At 35.8% G+C, this 23,012-nt stretch carries 25 protein-coding genes; 3 read left to right on the top strand and 22 right to left on the bottom strand.

What is annotated here, in order from left to right:
• Positions 1-3: 3 nt before the first annotated feature.
• The 18 genes from AB9L17_RS03690 to AB9L17_RS03605 form a co-directional block, all read right to left on the bottom strand.
• Positions 4-627: an acetyltransferase gene (locus AB9L17_RS03690; RefSeq protein WP_223552928.1), complete on the bottom strand. Its 624-nt coding sequence runs from the start codon at positions 625-627 to the stop codon at positions 4-6.
• Positions 620-1,693 carry an N-acetylneuraminate synthase gene (gene neuB, locus AB9L17_RS03685; RefSeq protein WP_375200110.1) on the bottom strand — a complete coding sequence of 358 codons (1,074 nt, stop codon included), beginning with the start codon at positions 1,691-1,693 and terminating at the stop codon, positions 620-622. Before neuB ends, AB9L17_RS03690 begins: the two co-directional genes overlap by 8 nt.
• Before the next feature lie 874 nt (positions 1,694-2,567).
• On the bottom strand, positions 2,568-3,728 hold the full coding sequence (gene neuC, locus AB9L17_RS03680; RefSeq protein WP_223552932.1) for a UDP-N-acetylglucosamine 2-epimerase: 1,161 nt from the start codon (positions 3,726-3,728) through the stop codon (positions 2,568-2,570).
• A gap of 3 nt (positions 3,729-3,731) precedes the next feature.
• The gene (locus tag AB9L17_RS03675; RefSeq protein WP_223552934.1) at positions 3,732-4,886 is read right to left on the bottom strand and encodes a LegC family aminotransferase; all 1,155 of its coding nucleotides are present in this window, start codon (positions 4,884-4,886) and stop codon (positions 3,732-3,734) included.
• Positions 4,883-5,884, bottom strand: coding sequence for an NAD-dependent 4,6-dehydratase LegB (locus tag AB9L17_RS03670; RefSeq protein WP_223552936.1), 1,002 nt, complete (start codon positions 5,882-5,884; stop codon positions 4,883-4,885). The genes AB9L17_RS03675 and AB9L17_RS03670 overlap by 4 nt, the downstream gene beginning before the upstream one ends.
• A gap of 14 nt (positions 5,885-5,898) precedes the next feature.
• On the bottom strand, positions 5,899-6,249 hold the full coding sequence (locus AB9L17_RS03665; protein ID WP_223552937.1) for a hypothetical protein: 351 nt from the start codon (positions 6,247-6,249) through the stop codon (positions 5,899-5,901).
• Positions 6,237-7,958 (bottom strand): motility associated factor glycosyltransferase family protein, encoded by a 1,722-nt coding sequence (locus tag AB9L17_RS03660; protein WP_223552941.1) that lies wholly within the window; start codon positions 7,956-7,958, stop codon positions 6,237-6,239. Before AB9L17_RS03660 ends, AB9L17_RS03665 begins: the two co-directional genes overlap by 13 nt.
• Positions 7,959-8,354: 396 nt before the next feature.
• On the bottom strand, positions 8,355-9,194 hold the full coding sequence (gene hag / locus AB9L17_RS03655) for a flagellin Hag (RefSeq protein ID WP_223552947.1): 840 nt from the start codon (positions 9,192-9,194) through the stop codon (positions 8,355-8,357).
• 207 nt (positions 9,195-9,401) lie between these two features.
• Positions 9,402-9,620: a carbon storage regulator CsrA gene (csrA, locus tag AB9L17_RS03650; RefSeq protein ID WP_223552949.1), complete on the bottom strand. Its 219-nt coding sequence runs from the start codon at positions 9,618-9,620 to the stop codon at positions 9,402-9,404.
• Positions 9,620-10,063, bottom strand: coding sequence for a flagellar assembly protein FliW (fliW, locus tag AB9L17_RS03645; RefSeq protein WP_375200109.1), 444 nt, complete (start codon positions 10,061-10,063; stop codon positions 9,620-9,622). The genes csrA and fliW overlap by 1 nt, the downstream gene beginning before the upstream one ends.
• Positions 10,064-10,080: 17 nt before the next feature.
• Positions 10,081-10,644, bottom strand: coding sequence for a DUF6470 family protein (locus AB9L17_RS03640; protein ID WP_223552952.1), 564 nt, complete (start codon positions 10,642-10,644; stop codon positions 10,081-10,083).
• Positions 10,645-10,743: 99 nt separating this feature from the next.
• On the bottom strand, positions 10,744-11,658 hold the full coding sequence (flgL, locus tag AB9L17_RS03635) for a flagellar hook-associated protein FlgL (RefSeq protein ID WP_223552954.1): 915 nt from the start codon (positions 11,656-11,658) through the stop codon (positions 10,744-10,746).
• Positions 11,659-11,686: 28 nt separating this feature from the next.
• The gene (gene flgK, locus AB9L17_RS03630) at positions 11,687-13,234 is read right to left on the bottom strand and encodes a flagellar hook-associated protein FlgK (protein WP_223552956.1); all 1,548 of its coding nucleotides are present in this window, start codon (positions 13,232-13,234) and stop codon (positions 11,687-11,689) included.
• A 64-nt stretch (positions 13,235-13,298) separates the two neighbouring features.
• Positions 13,299-13,799, bottom strand: a complete 501-nt coding sequence (locus AB9L17_RS03625) for a flagellar protein FlgN (protein ID WP_068986505.1) — start codon at positions 13,797-13,799, stop codon at positions 13,299-13,301.
• A 27-nt stretch (positions 13,800-13,826) separates the two neighbouring features.
• Positions 13,827-14,087 carry a flagellar biosynthesis anti-sigma factor FlgM gene (gene flgM, locus AB9L17_RS03620; RefSeq protein ID WP_068986506.1) on the bottom strand — a complete coding sequence of 87 codons (261 nt, stop codon included), beginning with the start codon at positions 14,085-14,087 and terminating at the stop codon, positions 13,827-13,829.
• Between the two features lie 120 nt (positions 14,088-14,207).
• Complete coding sequence (locus tag AB9L17_RS03615) at positions 14,208-14,621, bottom strand: TIGR03826 family flagellar region protein (RefSeq protein ID WP_068986507.1); 414 nt, start codon at positions 14,619-14,621, stop codon at positions 14,208-14,210.
• Positions 14,622-14,702: 81 nt separating this feature from the next.
• Positions 14,703-15,293, bottom strand: a complete 591-nt coding sequence (locus AB9L17_RS03610) for a ComF family protein (protein ID WP_068986508.1) — start codon at positions 15,291-15,293, stop codon at positions 14,703-14,705.
• Positions 15,290-16,657: a DEAD/DEAH box helicase gene (locus AB9L17_RS03605; protein WP_375200108.1), complete on the bottom strand. Its 1,368-nt coding sequence runs from the start codon at positions 16,655-16,657 to the stop codon at positions 15,290-15,292. Before AB9L17_RS03605 ends, AB9L17_RS03610 begins: the two co-directional genes overlap by 4 nt.
• Here AB9L17_RS03605 and AB9L17_RS03600 point away from each other — a divergent pair.
• A complete protein-coding gene (locus AB9L17_RS03600) occupies positions 16,624-16,965 on the top strand; it encodes a hypothetical protein (RefSeq protein WP_375200107.1) in 342 nt (113 codons plus the stop codon). The genes AB9L17_RS03605 and AB9L17_RS03600 overlap by 34 nt on opposite strands.
• A gap of 124 nt (positions 16,966-17,089) precedes the next feature.
• Here AB9L17_RS03600 and AB9L17_RS03595 read toward each other — a convergent pair whose 3' ends face one another.
• The 4 genes from AB9L17_RS03595 to AB9L17_RS03580 all read right to left on the bottom strand — a co-directional run bounded on the left by AB9L17_RS03595 (position 17,090) and on the right by AB9L17_RS03580 (position 20,847).
• A complete protein-coding gene (locus AB9L17_RS03595) occupies positions 17,090-17,932 on the bottom strand; it encodes a DegV family protein (RefSeq protein ID WP_375200106.1) in 843 nt (280 codons plus the stop codon).
• Between the two features lie 255 nt (positions 17,933-18,187).
• Positions 18,188-18,733: an AtzH-like domain-containing protein gene (locus tag AB9L17_RS03590; protein WP_068986511.1), complete on the bottom strand. Its 546-nt coding sequence runs from the start codon at positions 18,731-18,733 to the stop codon at positions 18,188-18,190.
• A 261-nt stretch (positions 18,734-18,994) separates the two neighbouring features.
• Entirely contained in the window at positions 18,995-19,669 is a 675-nt protein-coding gene (locus AB9L17_RS03585) for a response regulator (protein ID WP_068986512.1), read from the bottom strand.
• 38 nt (positions 19,670-19,707) lie between these two features.
• A complete protein-coding gene (locus AB9L17_RS03580) occupies positions 19,708-20,847 on the bottom strand; it encodes a sensor histidine kinase (RefSeq protein WP_068986513.1) in 1,140 nt (379 codons plus the stop codon).
• Between the two features lie 165 nt (positions 20,848-21,012).
• Here AB9L17_RS03580 and AB9L17_RS03575 point away from each other — a divergent pair, with 165 nt between their 5' ends.
• Both AB9L17_RS03575 and AB9L17_RS03570 read left to right on the top strand, forming a co-directional pair.
• Positions 21,013-21,648 (top strand): YigZ family protein, encoded by a 636-nt coding sequence (locus AB9L17_RS03575; protein WP_375200105.1) that lies wholly within the window; start codon positions 21,013-21,015, stop codon positions 21,646-21,648.
• A 141-nt stretch (positions 21,649-21,789) separates the two neighbouring features.
• Positions 21,790-22,857: an LCP family protein gene (locus tag AB9L17_RS03570; RefSeq protein ID WP_068986515.1), complete on the top strand. Its 1,068-nt coding sequence runs from the start codon at positions 21,790-21,792 to the stop codon at positions 22,855-22,857.
• Positions 22,858-23,012 lie beyond the last annotated feature (155 nt).

The following is a 23,012-nucleotide window of genomic DNA, read 5'->3' as shown; positions in this document are numbered from 1 at the left end:
GAACTACACTTCCTTTGCAGGTACTCCAAATGCTTTCTTGTCATTCGCTATGTCTTTTACTACTGCTGCCCCAGCACCAATTAAACAATTCTCTCCTATTTCTATTCCTTGTATAATTGTTACACCTGTTCCTATATGTGTTCCTTTATGTATACGGACATTTCCAGAAATTTTACTCCCCGGTGAAATATGTACATGAGGGCCTATCTGACAATCATGATCAATTAGAGCACCTGTATTTATAATACTATTATCGGCAATTACCGTATTAGTTTGAATAATAGCCCCTGCCATTATTTGAACACCATGATCTAATTTGACAGTCGGAGCAATAATAGTAGATGGATGTATTATAGTTTTAAAATGGTAGTTTAATTCTGAAAAACTATTAAATATTTTTTCACGCAAAAGTGAAGGTTTAACCATTCCTATAGCGAGAATAAGCTCAACCTCGGATGGATGATAATTTAAAATAATCTCGTCAGTACCTAAATAAGGTAGACTAAAAAAATTCTCTTCCAACATAGGTGCAGTAAAACCAATAATCTTTTGATTTTGAGAAAGTAAAATTTCCGTCAATACAGAAGCATGTCCACCATTTCCAATGATAATAATCGGTTTATTCATCGATTAATTCATCCTTTTCATATGATTTTAAAGCAGTTTGTCCAATGTATGACCAGTATTTTGAAGGCTCAATACCATTACCTGGTCTTTTAACTGATAAATTATCCATACTAAATACATCTCCTGCTTTTATACTCGTCTTAGCAACTAAGCTTTTGCGTGCAGGAATGCGATTTTGCAACTCGATTGCAGTTGGACTTTTTATGCCATCTCCCAATGCCAGCTCTACTTCTCTAATGCCTTTTACCATTGCTTTTAATTCATCTGGATCTAAGGAGGCAACATGGTCTGGACCTTCTAATGTTTTATCCAATGTGAAATGTTTTTCTATCACCTTTGCTCCCATTGCAACCGCAGCTAACGGAATATGAACACCCTCTGAATGATCTGATAATCCAATAGGTAATTGATATGTTTTTTTCATTTCACTCATTGCTTTTAAATTAATTGATTCTATAGGGGCAGGGTATTGTGTCGTACAATGTAAAAGTGTTACATTTTTCCTTAATACTTCTTTAGCTTCTTCTGTCTTATAAAAAGCATATACTTGTTCTATCACAACTGTCTCCTGCGGACGTGCAAAACCATAGGCAATAAATGCTAATGCCTCATGAATTTCTTCAATTGTCGTCATTCCAGTTGATAAAATAATTGGCTTTCCTTTGGTCGCAATATAATGAATAAAAGGTGCATTCGTTAACTCTCCAGAAGAAATCTTAACAGTTGTAATACCTAATTCATCTAGCAAAAAATCAATACTTTCGAAATCAAAAGGTGTCGATAAAAATTCAATTTGATTTGTTTGACAATATAATTGCAATTCTATAAATTCTTCATAAGTTAATTCTAGCTTTTTTAACATATCATATTGGGTCGTAGCTTCTCCTAAGTTTTCAACTTGATAATCAGCTTGCTTCGCTTGTCTTGTTACTAAATTTTCTGCTTTAAAAGTCTGAAATTTCACAGCATCTGCACCAGCTTCTTTTGCGACCTTAACAAGCTCTTTTGCCAATTTTAATGAACCATTATGATTAACTCCTGCTTCTGCGATGACGTAAGTTTTCATAAAACTCTCTCCTTCAATAACATAAATGCCTCTGCTCCTTAAAACCACTTGCTGCTCCTCGAACGTAAGCTAGAGAGCGAATTGCTTTTTCACTACGCAGGAATGGAAATTCACTCAATTCAGATTCCGGCTCCATATTAAAAATATCTTTTTCTATTTTTCTGCAACAAAACGATGCTTTCTGAATCATTATATTTAAAATGAGCACCTACATATGGTTTTGTTAACTGTAAAATTACTTTCACATTCATTCGCCAATCTATTTCCCCATCTTTTTTATCTCTTTTTCTCCAATAGGTGCTTCATGCTCATCTTGCTTTATTAGGGTACGAGTGCAATTCATTATACATGGGTCATCTCTACTACTTGCTTTTTACCGTTGAACAATAGTTTTTCATATAAAAAATTTGCGTCTTCATTATCACCTAAAATAATTTTTGTAGCACTAAATTTCTCCTGAATCCGGTATATCATTTAAATAAAAGAATGTAGTAGATCCTGTTTCTTGTAATCCTAAAGCCAACGTCCAAATAACGGGATTACCACCATATTTTTTAGGTTATAACGTTAGATGGTAACCCACTTCTCCAGTTGATGGGATTGAATATACCTCATTCGGTAATAAATATAACCATCCACAATAAATAATATCTGCTTTTTTCTTTCTAAACCCACTGTATTTATTGATTATTTTTGATATAACCTATCAATCAATACTATATTTTTCACAAAAAAACATCTAATGCCACACGATCAGCTTTAAAATTTGATTTAACCTTAGTCGACACCTATCATCTTTGATTTTGTTTGAAGATAGATTGCTTTTAAAAAACATTCACTGATTTTACATAATCAATAAATAATATTTTCATATTTACCTCGTTACATCATAAAATTTTTTTATAAGTATATTGTCAAGATTTACTTCTTTTAAGATATCAATAATTTGTCGCGAAGTATCTCCTTCCCCATATACCATAGGCATAGTTTTTATCTTTTCTTTAAATTCTAAAGATAACCCTTTTTTTATTGCACAATTTATCTGATTTACATCAAAGTCACAATCTATTACTGACTCTGCTTTTAAACGACCTCGTTGGCGTAACCCTATATTTATAGTAGGCTGTCGATAAAAAGGAACTTCTAATAATCCACTTGAAGAATTACCTATAACTAATTCGCAATGTTTAATAGCACTTAAATATCTAAGTTGACCTAGTGAATCATATATACATGTCCTATGTTGATTTCTCTTTACATATTCTTCAAGATATTGATTAATAATTCGCCCATCCGTATCAGCATTCGTTTTTGTAAAAATCACTTGATATTTAGGGTGATTATCCAAAGCTTTCAATAATATTTGAACCTGCATTTCCGCAGTACTATTTTGTAAAGTTGTAGGATGAAGTGTAACTAAGAAAAATTTATCTAAGGTTAGCCCAATACTTTTAGACAGTTCCTCCTTACTCAAACATTCTATATTATTGATACCTTCAATCCCTAATGTACCAACATTGTAAACAGTATTTGGTTGTTCTCCCATCTGTATCACACGGTTTCTATATTCCTCACTAGCAGTAAAATGGAGATGTGCCATTTTACTAATAGAATGTCGAATAGGATCATCAATTACACCTTCTGTTAACTCCCCACCATGGATATGTGCCGTTGGTATCCTCATAATCATTGCTGCTTGAACAGCTGCAAAAATTTCAAATCTATCACCTAATACAACTAATATATCTGGATTTAATCGGGCGAAGGTATCTGCAAAAGCTATTACACCCAAACCAATTGATTTTGTAATAGCAGTAGGCGTATCACTAGAAAGTAACATTTCAACTTTCTCATCTATAATAAAACCATCATTTTCAATTTGCTCAAAAGTTAGTCCAAACTCAGGAGATAAATGCATTCCAGTTGCCACTATTTGTAGCTCTAACCTTGAATCATTAGCAATACGCTTAAGCAACCAATATAACAGTCCATACTCCGCCCTAGTTCCAGTAACAACACAAATTTTTCTATTCACTCTTTACACCTCACTTGTAGGTGTGCTTGGGATATTAATAACAGTTTGTTTTAATTGCTCAGTTATCACTAAATCCATCTTAGGACATTTTCGATACATTGTAAGTTCATGCATTGGTGTCCAAATAGGACGGCTCATAACACCTTGCTCGTTTAAAAAACCTAATATTTCATCCCGATGATGGCATTCATCTAACAAAATCGTTTGTAGCCAGTAATTACTTCGTGTATTTACAGGCTCTTTAAATAACTGTACACCTTCAATATTCGTTGATATTTTTCCATAATATTCCGCTAAATTACGCTTTTGTTCAATAAATTTAGGCATTTTTTCAAGCTGAGCACATCCTAATGCAGCATTAATATTCGGCATACGATAATTAAAGCCAATTTCATCATGTATAAATTCCCATCGGTGAGGAACTTTTGCTGTAGTAGTTAAATGTTTCGCATAGTCAGCAAGTGACTCATCATCTGTTAAAACTGCACCACCTCCACCAGTAGTGACAATTTTATTACCATTAAAGCTTATTGCACTAACTTTTCCAAACGTTCCTGTATGTCTACCTTTGTAATAGCTCCCCAATGACTCCGCTATATCTTCTACAAGAACAAGCTTATATTTATCACATAAAGCAACAAGTTCATCCATCATACAAGGATGACCAAAAGTGTGCATTGGTACTAATGCTTTAATACGACGATTTGTCTGTTTATTGTATAACTCACCTTGTCGCAGTTCTGCTACTTCTTCCAAATACTTTTCAAGTCTCGCTGGATTAACGCCTAACGTTGCCATATTTACATCCACGAAATGTGGGATTGCTTGTAAATAAGAAATCGCATTAGCTGTAGCAATAAAAGTCAGCGACGGCATAAGCACCTCGTCCTTTGGTTCTACCCCTGCAACCTTTAAAGCAATATGGAGAGCAGCTGTGCCATTAACGACCGCCACCGCACGCTTCACACCAACAAATTTTGCTAAACTCTCTTCAAAGCGGGTAACATATGAGCCTACTGAAGATACCCAACCAGTTTTTACACAATCGGTTACATACTCCACTTCTTTTTCATTAAACGTTGGCTCGTGTAAGGCTACGAAATCTTTGCCGTATAACTGCTTAATGTTTTCTACAAATTCCATCCATTGTTTATTCATATATTATAAACATCTGCCTTATATTGAGATAAATTATTTGGATTTGTGAACCATTCGATTGTCTCTTCTAAGCCTTTTCGGAAACCATCTTTTCCGCCATAATGCGGCTCCCAACCAAGTAGCTCTTTTGCTTTTTTATTCTCTGCCCATAAACGCTCTACTTCACTCTTTTCTGGGCGAATACGTTGCTCATCCGTCTCAATCGTTAAATTAACACCCATAATATCTGCAATCATTTCAGCAGTTTCACCAATTGACACCTCATAATTAGAGCCAATATTAATTACTTCACCAATCGATTTTTCTGAATTCATAACTGAAATAAAACCTTGAACTGTATCTTTTACATAGTTAAAATCACGTGTTGGACTAACAGCACCTAGCTTTATTGTAGTTCGACCACTTGCAAACTGACTAATAATCGTCGGGATAACAGCACGTGCTGATTGACGTGGTCCATATGTATTAAAAGGACGAATAATCGATACTGGTGTATCAAATGAACGGTAAAATGATAAAGCCATTTGATCTGCACCAATTTTAGATGCAGAATAAGGTGATTGACCTTGTAGCGGATGCTCTTCATCTATCGGGACATATAAAGCAGTTCCATATACTTCACTTGTAGATGTATGTACAACCTTTTCTACCCCTAATTCTTTTGCAGCTTGCACTACATTTAAAGTTCCTTTCATATTTGTATCAACATATGTAGCTGGAGAATGATAAGAATATGGAATAGCAATAAGCGCTGCTAGGTTTAAAACATGTGTACAGCCTTTCATCGCCTCCTTCACTCCGTATGGATCACGTATATCTCCAGAAAATACATCTAACGATGTTTTAATATCTGAAGTAGATTGGTCAAGCCACCCCCAAGAATTAAATGAATTGTAATATACAAAAGCACGTACATCATAACCTTGTTGTACTAATGTCTCTGTTAAATGTGATCCAATAAAGCCATCTGCTCCGGTTACTAGTATTTTTTTTCTCATATAAAATGTCTCCCTTAACCTCTAATTGAATTTACAAAGGGTTTACAATTTTCGAAAAATGACTGTATTTCATATTCAAACAAATCAGCCACCATATAATAATCTTCTAGTAATAAACCACTATTAATTTCTTCAAGGTACTCATCAATTCTTTGAATATTCAAATCATTGATATAACCATTTACAGCTAAAAGATGGTTAACTTTAGTTAGCCAAATTACCCCTTCTGAAAAATCCAATATTGATTTTAGAGTATCATTTACTTTTTCACTTCTTAAACCAATTGCAATATCCCTACACCCCTTTGGTATTCTTATAATATAATTGTTATAGCTATCTATAGTTTCTCTAATTATTGATTCCAACATTTATCACCCTTCGTTTCTTTATTAATTATTTCAATTAAATTTAAAGTATATTGTTTTACTTTTTTTACAGCATTTTTATATTCTTCATAAAGAACTTTATTTTGGCTACAAACTCTTACATATTTCTCCTCAATTGTCTCGTTTATTTTTGGTGGAAAACGTTTAATTATATTTAAATTAATCGGATCCATAATTACCGCTAGAGATGTCAACAATTGTATTTCATTAATTTCACTATCATTTATATCCAATCTTTCTAAAATACTTTCTTCGAATGAATCATTCAATTTATTTTTTGAAATCAGATCCAAATTTTCATTTAAAATATCTATTAATTTATCGTACATACAAATTTCTTTTTCTAGTTTCTCTAAAATATTATTAGAGTTATTTTTATTTCTAACTTTATGTTTTACATTTTTTCTATGTTCAGGAGTAATAAATTTACCACAAAATTCCTTAAACGGAATTTTATTGAATCCATTTATTTCAATTCCTCCCTCAGTACAATTGTATATATTTTCATTTTGCTCGTTATAGATATTGATTAAAGTTTCAAAAGTATTCCTCATACTTAGAAAAGGATAGTCAGTTAACACCTTTTCCTTATAATATCCATCCACCTTCATTAAAGCTCTTTTATTTATTTCTTCTTCACTTAATTCAATTAAGCCTTTATTATTAATCGCATGGGAAAGATTATTTGTATATGCAAGATCTTGCCCAATTAACGCAATAGGTCCTGACGATATATAATTAGCGATAGAAAATGCATAGTGTGCTACTGATCCGCCGCCCTTTAAAACCACTGGTTCCTCATTTATTACATCTTTTAAATGGTTTATTAATACCTCGTTACTTTGTGTGAGAAAGAAATATGCTTCATTATCAAAGGCATCTCTAATCTTATAATGATTATACATTCCATATAACAACGTAATACCATAGGTTTCTAAATCTTTAAAATGATTAAAATTATTTTTATGACCATCAATTGAAACTACATAATCTGGTATTATATCATCATACATTAAAGTGTTTATCGTTGATCCAGATGCAATTAATACAAAATCGTCCCTATACTCTCTTAATAAGGGCAATTGTTTTGTTAGTGACGGACCTCCTGAAGCAACTACTACAGGTTTAGACATACTCTTTTTTAATTTGCTAATGGAAACATCATTAACAACATGTTTTAAGTTGTATATGTAATTTCTTTGCCACAATTCAGAGAGTGCAATCATCGTATTCTCACTTACTCTATCTAGGTAAAGTTTGTTTTTTAAAACTGTCAAAAATTCTTTATAAATCTCAGGACAAATTTTATTATAATTAGGTGAACAAACTAAAGTAATATTATTCATAATCCCAAAGCTTATCTCAATTTTCTGTTTTACAAGATTCATATCACGTTCATAAAAAATATTAAGTCTTGTATCTTCTATACTAACATTTTTCGTCAAAATAGGTTCAATCACTATAAGTTTTTCATCGTCATTTATAAATCTTTTCAAAAACTCTTCTGCAATATACCCTAATCCATAGCCAAACAAAATATGTACATAACCAGGCTTATAATTATTATCAACAAATATTTTTGCTTCTTGAATCGGATCATATTTACTATGTATATTATATCCATTTATTCTTAAAGTCGTTTTTGTACTTTTAGCTTGTATTGTTTCAATATTATATTCCAAATTCATATTATTTCACCTCACCCTTTTTATCGACATTGTTTTATAGAACTAAAGAGTAAGGTTTAAAGTTACTAACAATTATAATCACTTCGCCTGAATGTTAGTACAACATTTCGGTATAGGCATTAATTCTCTAGAATCTAGTTTAAATAAATCCTTTAACTCCTATCCCGATTAAATCAATTACGTAATCAGTCAAATTCTCTAATAAATCGAGTTGGAAGGAGTGATTAACTCCCGACCTCTCACACCACCGTATGTACTGATCCGTATACGGCGGTTCAATTAAGATGAATAACGTAAAGTTTCGTAACGAACTTGCAGACTTTTCAACCCTTGGCTTTCCGGGCACACATCAAAAAAGCTCGCATTTCTTTAGAAATGCGAGCTTTAAACATATTATTATTGTAATAATTGTAGAACGCCTTGTGGCTGTTGGTTTGCTTGAGCTAACATAGATTGTGCAGCTTGAGTAAGAATGTTATTTTTAGTAAATGCCATCATTTCAGCAGCCATGTCTGTATCACGAATACGAGATTCGGCAGCTGTTAAGTTTTCAGAAGCAGCACCTAAGTTGTTAATTGTGTGTTCTAGACGATTTTGAACAGCACCAAGTGTAGAGCGTTGTGAAGATACACGCTTAATTGCATTATCAATGACTTTGATTGCATTTGATGCAGAGCTACCTTTACCTACTGAAATCTCATCTAATCCAGTTGTTGTTGTAGCTAGTTGAGATGTACGCATATCTCCAATTTGTAAAGACATTGTTTGACCTTCATTAGCACCAATTTGGAAAATAAGACCTTCACCAGCACCAGATAAATTACCATTAAGTAAAGTTTTTTCGTTAAACTCAGTAGTTGAACCAATACGAGTAATTTCTGCTTTTAATTGTGAAATTTCATCATTTAAGTAGCCACGGTCAATATCTTCGTTTGTATCGTTACGAGATTGAACTGCTAATTCACGCATACGTTGTAGGATAGAGTGTGTTTCGTTAAGAGCACCCTCAGCAGTTTGGATTAAAGAGATTGAGTCTTGAGAGTTTTTAGTAGCCATATCAAGACCTTTGATTTGAGCGCGCATTTTTTCAGAGATTGCTAAACCAGCAGCATCGTCACCAGCGCGGTTGATTTTGTAACCAGAAGATAATTTCTCAAGGTTTTTAGAAGATTGAGTGTTGTTGAAAGCTAGGTTACGGTGTGTGTTTAAAGCTGAAATGTTGTGTTGAATTCTCATTTGGAATTCCTCCTTGAATGTTTGTTTTTGTTATTCCACATCCGTGTGGAATTTCGGATTAGGTAGTATATACTTCCTGCACCTTACAATCTATATATCGTAATTAGTTGGAAATGTTTAATAGTTTTTTAAAACTTTTTTTATTTTTTATGTAATAGATTCCGATTTTATATTTCTTATAAAATAAACAACCAAATTATTTAGTCTTTATTTTTTCTTTAGTTGTTCTAAAAAGCTTGATGATGCTGATAAAGCTTCTCTATTTTGTGCTTGAATAGCTTCAAAAACTTCGGAACGGTGTACTTTGACTGTTTTAGGTGCGACTATACCTAACTTAATTTGTTCACCTTCTACTGCTAATATTTTTATTTCAATTTGGTCGCCAATCATAATAGATTCATCTTTCTTACGTGATAAAACTAGCATTATTTCGCACTTCCTTCCAACGATTGCATTGGGTAGCGTAATGGATAGGATTTATTATCTTGAAGAACAATTTGTTTACCACATTTTTCATCCATGTTAATAACTAAAGGTGCAAGTAAATTAATAGTAGAGTCCTGAAGTGTTTCCTTCATTGTGACAATGGCGTATGTTATAACATCTTTTTCATTTTCAATTTGTAGTTGTTCTAGATCCTCTTCACTTAAATCAAAACTATAGTCTTTTTTGAAGGCGAATGGATAAGCAACTACAAAGCCTATTTCAACTTGTTCAACTGATTGTAACAATGCCAATGGATGTTCTTCAGAGATAGGAAGTAGTACGAATTTATTATGACTTTCTAATCCAAGTAGTCCTTGTTCAAACGTAAGTATGTCTTTTTCAACAATTTCGACTTCACCTAAAAATTTTGTTGTAATTTTCATCTATTCCTTGCGCTCCTTTAAATGTTGACATCGATGTCGACATCTGGTCTTTGTACCATTGTACCAGTTACTTTTCCTGGTGTGTATTCATGAATTGGTTTGTTCACTTTTGCGTCAATAATTGGTTCTCTACGCTGGATATTGACGTCCGTTGTCCCAGGCGTATAGTCGATTTTAACCGATCCTATAGATGGGACAAATTTCACGTTGAATTGTACACGGTGTGGACCATGATTTTGTTTCGCGATGTTTTGGATTGTCGCACGTCCCTGATCTTTACCAGCATTCTCCATCATTTGACGTCCCTCTCTAGCTCTTCGTGCCATTCCTTTCAGAGCCTCTTGTTTACCTTTTTCTGCGTAGTTTGCACTTGATTCAATAGGACCGATTAAACCTAAATCACGTCTTGCCTGTGAAGAATCGATTTTTAAAACGCCTCTTGTTGTATTAATTTCCAAAATTGCGGCAGGCTGCTCAATATGCTGTGTTGCATTAGGTTGTTTAATATATTGTTGTGGCTTTGATATATTAAGGTCAATTTGAGCATCTGTTGTATGAATTTGAATTTGTGGGAGTCTCATCTACATCTCTCCTTTCAAGAAAAGCGTCTGAACATATTGTCCAAACGCTTTGGTATTGCCCCCTGTCGCTTCGCTTTCGGGGCAGAACCCTAGTAGATTTTATCGGATAAAATCTACTAGGGTTTGCTGAATGATTTTTGCTCCTACAGATAGTGAGGCTTGGTGAATTGATTCTTGTGTAATCATGTCTGTAATCGTCTTAGCATAGTCTGTGTCTTCATTGACAGACAGTTGCTTTGTTACATTGACTTCTTGAAGATCTAATCGATTCTCCATCATCTCTATACGATTTTGACGAGCTCCGACATCTGCTCTTACAGTCAATGTACTTTCATAAACAGCATCTAAACCAGGAATTGTGCCACCACCACTTGTTAAACCAAGTGTATCTCCAATCTCCTTACCTGTAGCACCGCTTTGTAAAAGTGTTGTAACTTGTCCCATAAAATCATCGATATCCTTAAATAAATCAGCACCTGGAGTATTAATATTCATTGGGATGCCATCAAATACGTTGATTTCAATCGCCTTTTGTCCTCCAGTAGTAATTGCTGGGTTTTGTGGGCCTGTTTTATCAGTATAAAGAGGTTCGTTTGTATGCGTACCTGAAAAGATATAGTTTTCACCAACTCTTGTATTGGCGATATCACGCAATTGTTCCTTAAGTTGTTGCATTTCTGCATTTATTTTTTGACGATCGTCAGTAGTATTTGTATCGTTTGCAGCTTGTACAATAAGTTCTTTTACACGTTTTAATGCAGAGCCTGTCTGATCAAGTGCTTCATCTGTTGTATCTAGCCATGTATGTGCTTCACGAATATTACGTTGGTATTGTTCGTTTTTATCAAGATCTATACGATAGCCCATTCCCTTGACCGCTACAACTGGATCTTCAGATGGTCTCGTAATTTTTTTACCAGAGTCCAACATATTTTGATATTTAGACATTTTGTTGTAGCTTGTATTTAAATTGCGTAGCATATTACTCGATAGCATTGATTGTGTGACGCGCATAATTTATCTCCTCTCAGTCAAGTGGCTATTATAGCCCTACTCTTCCCATACCATTGATGATTTTATCTAATGTTTCATCTACCACTGTAATCATACGTGCATTGGCATTGTATGCTTGCTGGAATGTAATCATATTAGTCATCTCTTCATCTAACGAAACCGAACTCATTGAATCACGGTTATTAGAAATTTGTAAGTGCAATGTTTTAGAGTTGAATGCACTACGCTCAGCTTCCTGTCCCTTTACTGCTAAATCCCCTACTAATGATTTATAATAGCTTTGGAATGTACCTTGCTTTAAGTTTGCTTGTGCCTGTGTTTGAAGCTCTGCTAACTTACGCATGTTTTGGTTATTACCTTCCTCACCCACCGTATCAGATACAGCTACCTGCTTTGGATCAGTAATCACCACTTTAAAATCTCTTGCAGTTGTTCCTGCGAAAAAGTTAATACCTGTACTATTGTCTAGACCGACACCTGTTTTATGAATATCATTAAATTTTGTAATAAATTCATTTGCGAGATTATCTAAGTTGGCAAGCATTTCAGGATAAGTACCTTGTCCACCGCTATGCCCATACGCATCAATTAATGCACGCAATGTTCCTTTACCAGGGTCCATTTGACTGTAATCAATTTTATGAGGTCCTGTTGCTGGATCTCCCGGTGGTTCACCAACAGCAGAGATTTTAATTTCCTTAAATTCAAAATAGCTCCCTGTCGCTTGCTCATCTACCTCACCATCGACGCGCTGATTGTTTGTGTCCATCGTTGCAAGTGCAGCATATTCTCTGCCATCCACTAATTTAATAGGAGCGCTGCCATCCGCTGGTACATATGTAATCGTCATAGAACCTTCCGCTACATCTTTTGCTAACCCACCTGATTTTTGCATTGAAATCGATACAGGGATATTTTCATTTAACTCATCTACTAACAAATCACGTGCATCATATAAATCGTTCGGCACATAACCACTCGGCTCAACTTCTTGAATTTGTTTATTAATGGCTGCAATCTGTTTGAGTATCGAATTCACTTTATCTGTCGATACTTTAATTTCATTCCCGATATTACCTTGGATAAGTTTTTGCTGTCTATCCATATAATTAAAGGACTCCGCAATAGACTTTCCTTTAGCAATTAATACTTGACGCGCAGCTGCGTCTTTCGGATTGTCAATAACATCCTCCATCGACTTCCAAAAATCTGTAAATGATTGATTAATACCAAACTCAGAAGGCTCTGACATGATATCTTCCATTTGCGCAATTGATTTTGCTGTTGAATCCCAATAACCTAACTTATTCGTTTCTTGGCGATATTGACGATCGATAAATTCATCACGAATACGTTGAATGGACCCTGCTTCAACCCCAGTACCAAGATGGCCTGGATAGATAGGCTGATTTAAGCCTGCAGTTGGGAAGCCAGGAGTCGCTTGCAGATTTACTCGTTGGCGAGAGTAACCTAATGTATTTGCATTGGAAATATTATGTCCAGTAGTATATAAAGCTGTTTGTTGTGTAAACAAACCACGTTTACTAGTTTCTAAGCCCATAAATGTTGAACGCATTGTTTTTCCTCCTTTTAGTACCGTTTATAAGTTCAAGCATAGTTTCTTGCGTCTGTGCAAGAAACTATGCTTGCGAGTCGAAATATGATTTTTTGGCCATTGAATTTGTGCCGCGTACCTCATTGCCTGAGTAATTGATTTGTTCAGGTTGAGGTCGTAGATTATCTAATGTTAAATTGACAATTTGTAGTGATTGGTACACTAGTTTTTGGTTTAAATCATTTTGTTTTTTTAAGTCATTAATGATTTGCAATAATCGATTGCGAACTGCTGATAGTGTGTCTTTATCAGTTTGTTGTTCAGCAGCCTCGATGACATTAGCGACAGTCGTTTTGTCAGTTGAAGCAAATCCTTTTGCTCCAAGGTATTCCGTTACCTGTTTCTGACGCTGTTGCTCGAGCTTGTCGATGGCCGCTACATGTGCCTGCTCATCCTTGAGCAATTGGTCCAGTGCTTCGATATTGCCAGCTGTAATGATTTCCGTTTTTTTAAAGGCTAGTTCAAGTAAGCTTTTATGCATTCTTTCTAGCATTGTTAGTGTAGAACAGATCGCTTCTACAGACATATTGCTAAGCACCCTCTCTGATATTCCTTAGAAACGATAATATTTCAGCATATCTTCTGCAACTTTCCGAGCGTTGACTTTATATTCACCCGAAGCAATTCCTTCTTTTAATTGTTTTACGCGTTCTGCACGCTCGGCGCTATATGTTGAAACTCCTTGCATCTCCTGTGCAGCCTTTGAAATTTCGATTTTATCGGCGAAAGATGCCTTGTTTGTGCCTGATTTTACATTGCGCACCTGATTTTTATAGGCGTTTACTGCATTAACCCCATAAGATGTAATTTTCATTTTTTCCCCTCCTATCTAATACGCTATCTTACTATTATTTCGGATTGTCTCACATAATGTTAAGTTTTCAAACATAAAAAAATGTGCTAATTTTGTTTAAAATTAACACACTTTAAGCGTTTAGCGTTTTCGTTCTGAGTGATATGTTGCACGATCATGTTGTACTACATTTTCACGGAACTCTTTCGCCGCTTCAAATGTACGTAAATCCGCCTTCAATTCATCTTGGCATTTTGTACAAAGTTTGCCTGTTGTCGTTAGATGACCACAGTTGTCACACGGGTAGCCAAGATTAGGAAACATCGCCGTCTGTAAACGACCCTTGCGAACCCATTTATACAATAGCGCCTCTTCAGCTCCTGTTGCTTCAACAATCCGTTCTACTGTCGCAGCACGGTTTTCACGTTTACGTAAAAAGCGATAAACGATTTGATATAATTCTTCTTCAGATTGAGCGCATTTATGACATACTTCTCTAACCCCAGTATAATTAAAAAACTCATTACATTTCGGACAATTGCGAACCTCTGCCATTACTCTTCCTCCTCTCGCATAATAACAGTAAAATACGAATCATATATATTCGTATCTATTATACATGACGCATTAGCATTTTCATCCATTAATTAATGTGAAGCTTTGAACATTTCGGGCACCTGCATGTAATAAAATCTCGCTGGCATGCCGTAGCGTAGTTCCTGTAGTTTTTATATCGTCAAAAAGGAGATATTGTTTATGCTCTACATGTGCACCAACCATCAGACGAAAAAGAGGGGCTACTTGTATTCGCTCAACTCTATTTTTGGAGCTTTGCGTTTCTGTTGTCGTCTTTTCTAAAAGTTGTATAAAAGGAATATTGGCAGCCTTTAATAGCTCCTCCATATGCGAGAAGGTACGTTCCCTTTGTTTGAGGGGATGCATAGGAATCGGTATAATAATAGCTTTTTCATTTTTGAACCGTGCATATAGCTCTTGCCGAAATACTTTTGCGAGTGCTACATCCTGAAGAAATTTATATTGATGCAAGTAATCCTTCATAGCGTCGTTGTATTGGAAGAGTGCTGTTGCTGTGGGCGAATGTTCAAATCGAGCTGAGCACTTATCACAGATGGTTGGCTGAAAGTGGTTTGTTAAAAGCATTTTCCAAGAAATTACTGGTTGCAGAGGTTGTGAGCATAATAAGCACAGTGTTTCAATTTTATTCATTGCAAAAATCCTTTCTTATTGTAATAAAGAATTTTCGTACGAGCATCATCCATTTCAGTTGTAATGCCATGATGAAAAAATACAACGTCTCCATCTGCAAAATCAGCATTTCGACCAACTCGCCCAGCAATTTGGATAAGTGCACTGGAAGTAAAAATAGTCGATTCCGCCCCAATAACTGCAACCTGCACATTCTTTATCGTAATACCTCGTTCTAAAATGGTTGTTGTGAGTAAACCCGGAACTTCTTCGTGACGTAGTTTAAGCACTTTTTCTTTACGATCAGGATCTTCGGCATGGACTGCCAAAATGCTTGCATCTAATAACTGAAAAAGAGGCGTAGCTATTTTCATTAACTCTACTTTCGGGAAAAATAATAGAAATGGTTCTTTATGTGCAAGACGATCCTCCGTCCATTGTTTTAGCTTTCGCGGGATTTTTCCTCGTTTCAAGTTCTTTTCATAGCTCCATAGGGCATCAAATCGAGGGACTGGTAATGGACGATTATGGTAACGTTTCGGGATGAATGAATAACTTTTATTTTGATACGCAGTAAGTAATTTTTGTGAAGGTGTTGCTGTGACAAACAATATTGGTGCGTTTTCCGTTTTTGCTTTTTGTACAGCTCTTTGTAACGTTTCGTCAAATGTATACGGAAATGCATCAGCCTCATCAACAATCATGACATCAAACGCTCGTTCAAAACGGTAGAGCTGATGAGTTGTAGCCAACACTAGCTGCGCATAGCCCTCCTGCTTCGGTGATCCACCATATAAAGCATGGATGGTCGTTTGCGGGAAGACCTTTTGAAAGCGTGGAAATAACTCTAATATTACATCTGTACGAGGCGTAGCAATACACACTCGTAACCCCAGCTCTAAAGCATAATGAACAGTTGGGAAAAGCAGCTCTGTTTTCCCCGCCCCACATACCGCATGTAACAAGTGGGAACGTTTTACCTTCACACTTTCTAGTAATTCATTTGCTGCCTGCTGTTGCAGCACAGTAAATTGTCCTGCCCATTCAAGTGGATGCTTTTTTGTTCTAATTGCAGATGGGCCAGTCCAAATCATCAATTGCGTACAGCTACCCACTCTGCCCATATTCAGACAATGTCTACAATAGATACATTGCTGCTGGCACTTCGAACAATCAAACGTTGTAAATTGCTGCGGATCAGTATTATGGCAACGGTTGCATTTAAGATGTGGCACTTTTTGAATTCCTTCTATTATATGGAAGTGTTTGTGATGGATCGCTTTCTCGATATCTCCCTTTGAAAACGGGGAATACTCCTTTAACCAAATACGTCCTTCATGAAAATCTCGTAATGCAAGTGGCAACAAACAACCTTTATTTTCCATTGCTTTGCTCCTTTCAGGTAGGTGATTTTCTTCAGCAGTTCTTTAGCGGCGATGTTCTTGGATTTAGCGGCGTTTCTGGCACTTTTGGCGGCGATGTTCTCGGGTTTACCGGCGATTTTGGCACTTTTAGCGGCGATGTTCTCGCGTTTACCAGCGATTCCCACAGATTTATCAGCGATTCTCGGACTTTATCAGCGATTTCCACACGTTTATCAGCGATTCTAGATCTTTTATCAGCGATTTCCACACGTTTATCAGCGATTCTCGGACTTTATCAGCGATTTCCACACGTTTATCAGCGATTCTAGATCTTTTATCAGCGATTTCCACACGTTTATCAGCGATTCTCTCGTGTCTCCTGGCAAAATCGGATACCTTCTAAAATAACAAAAAAGCCTCTACATTTTTCTGTAGAGACTTTCTTATTTAAGGTTATTTTTTTATCCAGCATAACCCCAACGAGCCTTCACCTAAATGTGTGCCGATCACGGGACCGAAATAGCTCAATTTAAAGTCAACGTTTGGGTAAGTTGCAGCTAGTTGTGCTAGCCATTCTTCTGCTTCAGCTTGGCAATTGGCGTGGATAACAACAGCGTCCATTGCTTCATACTTTTTAGCATCCTCCGCCATTAGCTCCTCCGCACGCCTTAATGCTTTTTTACGCGTACGAATTTTTTCAAAAGGTACAATGACCTTGTCCACAAAATGAAGCACAGGCTTTACTTGTAATAAGCCACCTATTAATGCCGCTGCTGAAGACAGACGTCCCCCACGTTGTAAGTGCGCTAAGTCATCTACAATAAAGTAAGCTCGGGCATACTGCTTCATGTCCGCTAATGTAGCAAGTATTTCTTTTGCTGAACAACCTTGTGCAGCCATTTCAGCTGCTCGTAAAACATAAAAACCCTGTACCGCACAGGATATTTCAGTATCAAAAGCGTACATATCAATGCCTTCCACCATTTCGCCTGCTTGAACTGCACCATGATATGTTCCACTGATTCCACTTGATAAATGAATAGATATTACCTCATCATACTCTTTTGCCAACTCTTCAAAGAGAGAGACAAATTCTCCGATTGGGGGCTGCGTTGTTTTTGGAAATTCTTTTGACCCGCGTACTTTATCATAAAATTCAGATGCCGTGATATCTACTTCTTCTGCAAATAATTGCCCCGAAATATTTACACTTAACGGAATCATATGAATGTTTAAGCGTGCTCGTTCCTCAGCCGGAATATACGCAGTACTATCTGTTACGATTGCTGTCCTCATTCATGTCCACTCTCCTATTCTACATAGTTTACAATAAAAAGAAATGAATGTGAAATGAATTACGACATTGCGTAATTCTTTTCACATTCATTATCTATGTATCAATTTCGCCTTGGTGTAATTACATTCAGAGGCATTATCTTCATTCAGTAGGTGTTTGGAAACTCCGAAATGGGACCACATCCACATTCATCTGCTGAATGAAGATAACCTCTTTGCGAAACTGCGTTGAATCCCTCAGAGGTTGTCTTATTCTTATTTGCCGGTGGTTGATTTAGAGTCATCTCCAATATAATAGACACTCGTTACCTTCCAGGCCCCGTCCTCTTTTACAAAAACAGTTACCTGACGCCCTGCACTTTCATGTTCGATGTTTGTTTCAAGTTGCAGAGAATGGAGTGTCATATTGGCAAAGACCTCCGCTTCTTCTTCCTTATATTTCGCAATGGTCACATTTGCTACTTCACGTTTACTATCAAATTGATCGAAGGCTTCAGTTGCATAAACCTTCTCTTCATCATACTTAAAGCCTCTTGGATCCTTCGCTATTGTTTGCATATAACGATTGATTTCTTCTTTATTTAACGCAGCAATATATTCATCGAAAGCTGCTAAAATTGCTTTTTCTTCTTCTGCTGGTACATTCGTAGCTTTTTCTACATTATCGCCAACCATTTCAAAACCAACAGTTCCATCTTCAATCGTTTTTGCACGATCTTCCGCACTATTCTCTTCATCTTTATTACCACAGGCAGTTAACATTAATAAGGTAAAAACTGCTAGAAAACTTTTCTTTAACATCAAAAAACCTCCCGCGCATATTGTAGCATATAAATCCTACTGTAGGAATTTTGTTGTGAATTTTCAACATTTAGGTGCTACATCTTTCATATGACGCCTACGATTTTAAAATGTTGCACATTGAGTGATCTCTAAAGTTAAATAGCTACACTTTTAACAAGATCCGTTACCTACAGGTGTTCGACCATAAAAAAACTGCTTTAAAAACTACTACATAATATAGTAGCCTTTAAAAACAGCTTTTAATTTAATGTTATGCAATTAACGTACTTCAACCCAGCCGTTTTTGATAGCTGTAACAACGGCTTGTGTGCGGTCGTTTACATTCATTTTTTGTAAAATGCTTGAAACGTGGTTTTTAACTGTTTTTTCAGAAATAAACAATGTCTCACCAATTGTACGGTTAGATTGACCATCTGTTAATAATTGTAATACTTCACATTCACGTTTTGTTAGTAAATGGAATGGTCGACGAATTTCTGTTTGATGGAAATTCCCTTTATTTTCATGCTCAGAAAGACGACGGAATTCCGCTACTAAATTTTTAGTTACCTTTGGATGTAGATAAGATCCACCATTTGCAACTACTTTAATAGCTTCAACAATTTCGTCAGCATCCATCTCTTTTAGCATATAACCAAGTGATCCCGATTTTAGCGCGTGTGTTACATATGTTTCATCATCATGAATTGATAACATAATAACCTTTGCATCTGGGTATTCACTAATTAAATCTGCCGTAGCTTCTACTCCATTTTTACCCGGCATATTAATATCCATTAGTACAACATCTGGTTGATTTTCAGCATATAATGACACCACATCCGCACCATCATCACCTTCTGCCACTACATCAAACGTATCTTCAAAATCTAAAATACGTTTTACTCCTTCGCGGAATAGCTGGTGATCGTCTACAATAATAATCTTCGTCATTTTCCTTTACCCCCTAAATTTCTCCAACAATTGCTTCATCATAACGGAATTTTAAATAATACCGTCGTCCCTCGATTTATCTCACTTTTAATGGAAATTGTACCATCCAAAATTTCGATACGTTCTTTCATTCCTAAAATCCCAAAGGAATGATCTTTAACTACCTGTGGATCGAAACCTATACCATCATCCTTTACAACGATATTTACGGCATTGTTCAACCACTCAAGTTTTACCCAAATCTCCTTACATTTCCCGTGCTTCATAGCATTAGTTACACATTCTTGCACTAATCGGAAAATAGACACTTCATAGTTTGATGGTATACGCTTTTCGGTGCTTCTCGATTGGAAATGAACTTCAACACCAGGATTATATTCAGTCACTGTCGATACGTACTTCTTTAATGTCGGGACAATTCCCAAATCATCAAGTGCCATTGGTCTTAGATCATAAATAATACGTCGCACCTCTGTTAATGCATTACGCACCGTTTTCTTTAAATCAACAATTTCAGCTAAAGCAGATTCAATGCCCTTCTCACGATACGTTCTATCTATTAAATCCGTGCGCATTAGTACATTTGCCAGCATCTGAGCAGGCCCATCATGAATTTCCCTAGATAAACGTTTCCGCTCTTCTTCTTGCGCCGCGATAATACGTATACCAAAGTCTTGTTTCATTTTTGCTTGTTCAAGTGCTAAACCAACATTTTTCAAATCTGAAGTTAAGTAATTCAAAACGACATTTACTTGATTGACAATCTGATCTGCTCGTTCTATCGTATCGAGTAACCCTCTTAATCTTCTCTCTAGATCATCTCTTTTATCGCGCAGCTGTTTTTCTTGAGTTCTAATCACGGAGAGCTTCACTTGAAAATCTTGTGCAGTTTCATATGCTTCTCGAACTTGTTCTTCGGTATATTTATCAAAAGCTTTACTCACTAGCACAAGTCTTTGCTTAGCAAGCTGGGTACTTTTTTCTAAAGAATCACCTTCATCAATCACAATTGAAACTTGTTCTCGAACAATTTCTAGCTCTTTTTGCATATCTTCGAAATTTCTTCGGTTTTGTTCACTTATAATAAAGATATCATCTTTTGAGCTCATGATTGTATCTATCATTCGATTAAATATGTCATCAAGCGACTTTAAATCGAAGGTATCAGTTGAAAACATAATGTACTCCCCAGTCTAATGTCTTATGATTACTTACTATTTTAATAGACCAATTTCATATATTCTATAGTCTATACCTATTATAGCATCACCCAGTTAAAATTTAATGCTTTTTCTTTATGAAAATTATAGAATATAACTCTACCTAAAAGGAGATTGATACTGATGAGAGAAAACTATTTAACAGTAAAAGGATACGGTGAAAGCGAAATTGTTATTTCAAAATCTCGCTTTCTTACTTATATAGAACGCGTAGAAACAGAAGAGGATGCAATTTCTTTTATTGACCGCATAAAGAAAATACATCATAACGCGACACACAATTGCTCAGCCTATATTATTGGAGAGCATGATCATATTCAAAAAGCAAATGATGACGGGGAACCAAGTGGCACAGCTGGCGTCCCTATGTTAGAAGTCTTAAAAAAACAAGGTTTAAAGGATACGGTCGTTGTCGTCACACGCTACTTTGGTGGCATTAAGCTTGGTGGTGGCGGTCTTATTCGTGCATATGGGAAGGCGACAACAGAAGGCTTACTCGCTGCACAAGTAGTTGAACGTAAGCTTCATCATTTTATGAACATTGCCATTGATTACACATGGCTTGGTAAAGTTGAAAATGAAATTCGAGGTTCTTCGTATACATTAGAAGAAATTCGCTACTTGGAAGGCGTCGAAATCATTGTATCCGTGCTAAAAGAGGAAGAAGAAAAGTTCCGAAATTGGGTGACGGAAATGACAAATGGGCAGTCAACCATTTCTTTTGAAAATGCACAATTTATCGAATTTGTTGTGAAATAAATAGTTTTAATTGTCGAAAACTAAATATCCATAGTATAATTCTAATGTTGAGCTATTTTATCGTTTATATCTAAATGTATTTGAATAAAGTTTAGTTAATCCCATCATTATTCCCAAAATTCAGAGGAGAATATATCAAATATGAAAAATAGAACTAACTATAAAAATAAGAAGAGGTCTTCTAAATCTTCCCTAATTATAAAAGTATCGCTTCTTCTTGTTGCAAGTTTAGTAATATGTGTGACGGCTTACGCAGTCTATATTACGAAGCAAGCAGAGCATGCAGTGAACTCGGCACATGAAGAATTAGAGGGTCGAGAAGTTTCTTCACTTCGTGAGGAAAAAGTAAAACCAGTAAAAGATAATGTTTCCATCCTATTTGTAGGTGTTGATGATAGTGAAAATCGCGGGCAAGGTTCTGAAAACTCTCGTTCCGATGCACTGATTTTAGCAACATTAAACAATAAAACAAAAACGATTAAAATGCTAAGTATCCCTCGTGATTCATATGTTTATATTCCTAACTTAGGCTATAAAGATAAAATTACACATGCACACGCAAATGGTGGTACGCTTTCAACAATTGAGACCGTAGAAGGATTTTTAGATGTTCCGATTGATTATTATGTTCGTATGAACTTTAACGCATTTATTGACGTTGTTGATGCATTAGGTGGAATCGAAGCTGAAGTACCGTATACTTTACACGAAAAAGACGAATTTGATCGCAATGCAATTAACTTAGAGCCTGGTTTACAGCATTTAAACGGTAGTGAAGCACTGGCACTCGCAAGAACGCGTAAGCAAGACAGTGATATTGAACGCGGTAAACGTCAACAAGAGATCTTAACGGCCATCATCAGTAAAGCTTCTTCTGTAGAATCTATTGCAAAATACGATGATGTCATTAAAGCACTTGGCGATAACATGAAGACAAACATGACATTCAGTGAGATGAAATCATTCCTATCTTATTTAACACAAGGAATGCCACGTATCGATTCTTTAACATTAGAAGGTACAGATGATATGTCTACTGGTATTTACTACTATAAATTAAATCAAGAATCGGTTGATGAAATATCGGAAACACTTAATAACCATCTTGAAAGAGATAAAACATCTACAAGTCTAACTAATAACAATACAGATAACGATAAAGATAACGCTGTTGGCAATGATACAACAGATAACAAAGATGAACAGTAACTTTAAAAGCCTTTTCCACTTTATGTGGAGAGGGCTTTTATGTTGTTGAAAAACTATTATGTCAATGAAATTAATGTAGCTAATTAAGTAAAATATGGCTCTTCAGCAAAATGAGGGGCTGTCTTCCGTTCCGACTGATCGCTTTCCTGGAGGGC

Origin of the sequence: Lysinibacillus sp. RS11, from assembly GCF_042019215.1 — a bacterium.
GTDB classification, from domain to species: Bacteria; Bacillota; Bacilli; order Bacillales_A; family Planococcaceae; genus Lysinibacillus; species Lysinibacillus xylanilyticus_A.
The sequence above is the reverse complement of the archived record's forward strand: the minus strand, read 5'-3'. Positions and strand labels throughout refer to the sequence as shown.

Excerpts from the sequence above, each read along its gene's own strand:
- AB9L17_RS03690 (WP_223552928.1), bottom strand. The coding sequence starts at position 627 with ATGAATAAACCGATTATTATCATTGGAAATGGTGGACATGCTTCTGTA.
- neuB (WP_375200110.1), bottom strand. The coding sequence starts at position 1,693 with ATGAAAACTTACGTCATCGCAGAAGCAGGAGTTAATCATAATGGTTCA.
- AB9L17_RS03675 (WP_223552934.1), bottom strand. The coding sequence starts at position 4,886 with ATGAATAAACAATGGATGGAATTTGTAGAAAACATTAAGCAGTTATAC.
- AB9L17_RS03670 (WP_223552936.1), bottom strand. The coding sequence starts at position 5,884 with ATGAGAAAAAAAATACTAGTAACCGGAGCAGATGGCTTTATTGGATCA.
- AB9L17_RS03660 (WP_223552941.1), bottom strand. The coding sequence starts at position 7,958 with ATGAATTTGGAATATAATATTGAAACAATACAAGCTAAAAGTACAAAA.
- hag (WP_223552947.1), bottom strand. The coding sequence starts at position 9,194 with ATGAGAATTCAACACAACATTTCAGCTTTAAACACACACCGTAACCTA.
- csrA (WP_223552949.1), bottom strand. The coding sequence starts at position 9,620 with ATGCTAGTTTTATCACGTAAGAAAGATGAATCTATTATGATTGGCGAC.
- fliW (WP_375200109.1), bottom strand. The coding sequence starts at position 10,063 with ATGAAAATTACAACAAAATTTTTAGGTGAAGTCGAAATTGTTGAAAAA.
- AB9L17_RS03640 (WP_223552952.1), bottom strand. The coding sequence starts at position 10,644 with ATGAGACTCCCACAAATTCAAATTCATACAACAGATGCTCAAATTGAC.
- flgL (WP_223552954.1), bottom strand. The coding sequence starts at position 11,658 with ATGCGCGTCACACAATCAATGCTATCGAGTAATATGCTACGCAATTTA.
- flgK (WP_223552956.1), bottom strand. The coding sequence starts at position 13,234 with ATGCGTTCAACATTTATGGGCTTAGAAACTAGTAAACGTGGTTTGTTT.
- AB9L17_RS03625 (WP_068986505.1), bottom strand. The coding sequence starts at position 13,799 with ATGTCTGTAGAAGCGATCTGTTCTACACTAACAATGCTAGAAAGAATG.
- flgM (WP_068986506.1), bottom strand. The coding sequence starts at position 14,087 with ATGAAAATTACATCTTATGGGGTTAATGCAGTAAACGCCTATAAAAAT.
- AB9L17_RS03615 (WP_068986507.1), bottom strand. The coding sequence starts at position 14,621 with ATGGCAGAGGTTCGCAATTGTCCGAAATGTAATGAGTTTTTTAATTAT.
- AB9L17_RS03610 (WP_068986508.1), bottom strand. The coding sequence starts at position 15,293 with ATGAATAAAATTGAAACACTGTGCTTATTATGCTCACAACCTCTGCAA.
- AB9L17_RS03600 (WP_375200107.1), top strand. The coding sequence starts at position 16,624 with ATGCAAGTGGCAACAAACAACCTTTATTTTCCATTGCTTTGCTCCTTT.
- AB9L17_RS03605 (WP_375200108.1), bottom strand. The coding sequence starts at position 16,657 with ATGGAAAATAAAGGTTGTTTGTTGCCACTTGCATTACGAGATTTTCAT.
- AB9L17_RS03595 (WP_375200106.1), bottom strand. The coding sequence starts at position 17,932 with ATGAGGACAGCAATCGTAACAGATAGTACTGCGTATATTCCGGCTGAG.
- AB9L17_RS03590 (WP_068986511.1), bottom strand. The coding sequence starts at position 18,733 with ATGTTAAAGAAAAGTTTTCTAGCAGTTTTTACCTTATTAATGTTAACT.
- AB9L17_RS03585 (WP_068986512.1), bottom strand. The coding sequence starts at position 19,669 with ATGACGAAGATTATTATTGTAGACGATCACCAGCTATTCCGCGAAGGA.
- AB9L17_RS03580 (WP_068986513.1), bottom strand. The coding sequence starts at position 20,847 with ATGTTTTCAACTGATACCTTCGATTTAAAGTCGCTTGATGACATATTT.
- AB9L17_RS03575 (WP_375200105.1), top strand. The coding sequence starts at position 21,013 with ATGAGAGAAAACTATTTAACAGTAAAAGGATACGGTGAAAGCGAAATT.
- AB9L17_RS03570 (WP_068986515.1), top strand. The coding sequence starts at position 21,790 with ATGAAAAATAGAACTAACTATAAAAATAAGAAGAGGTCTTCTAAATCT.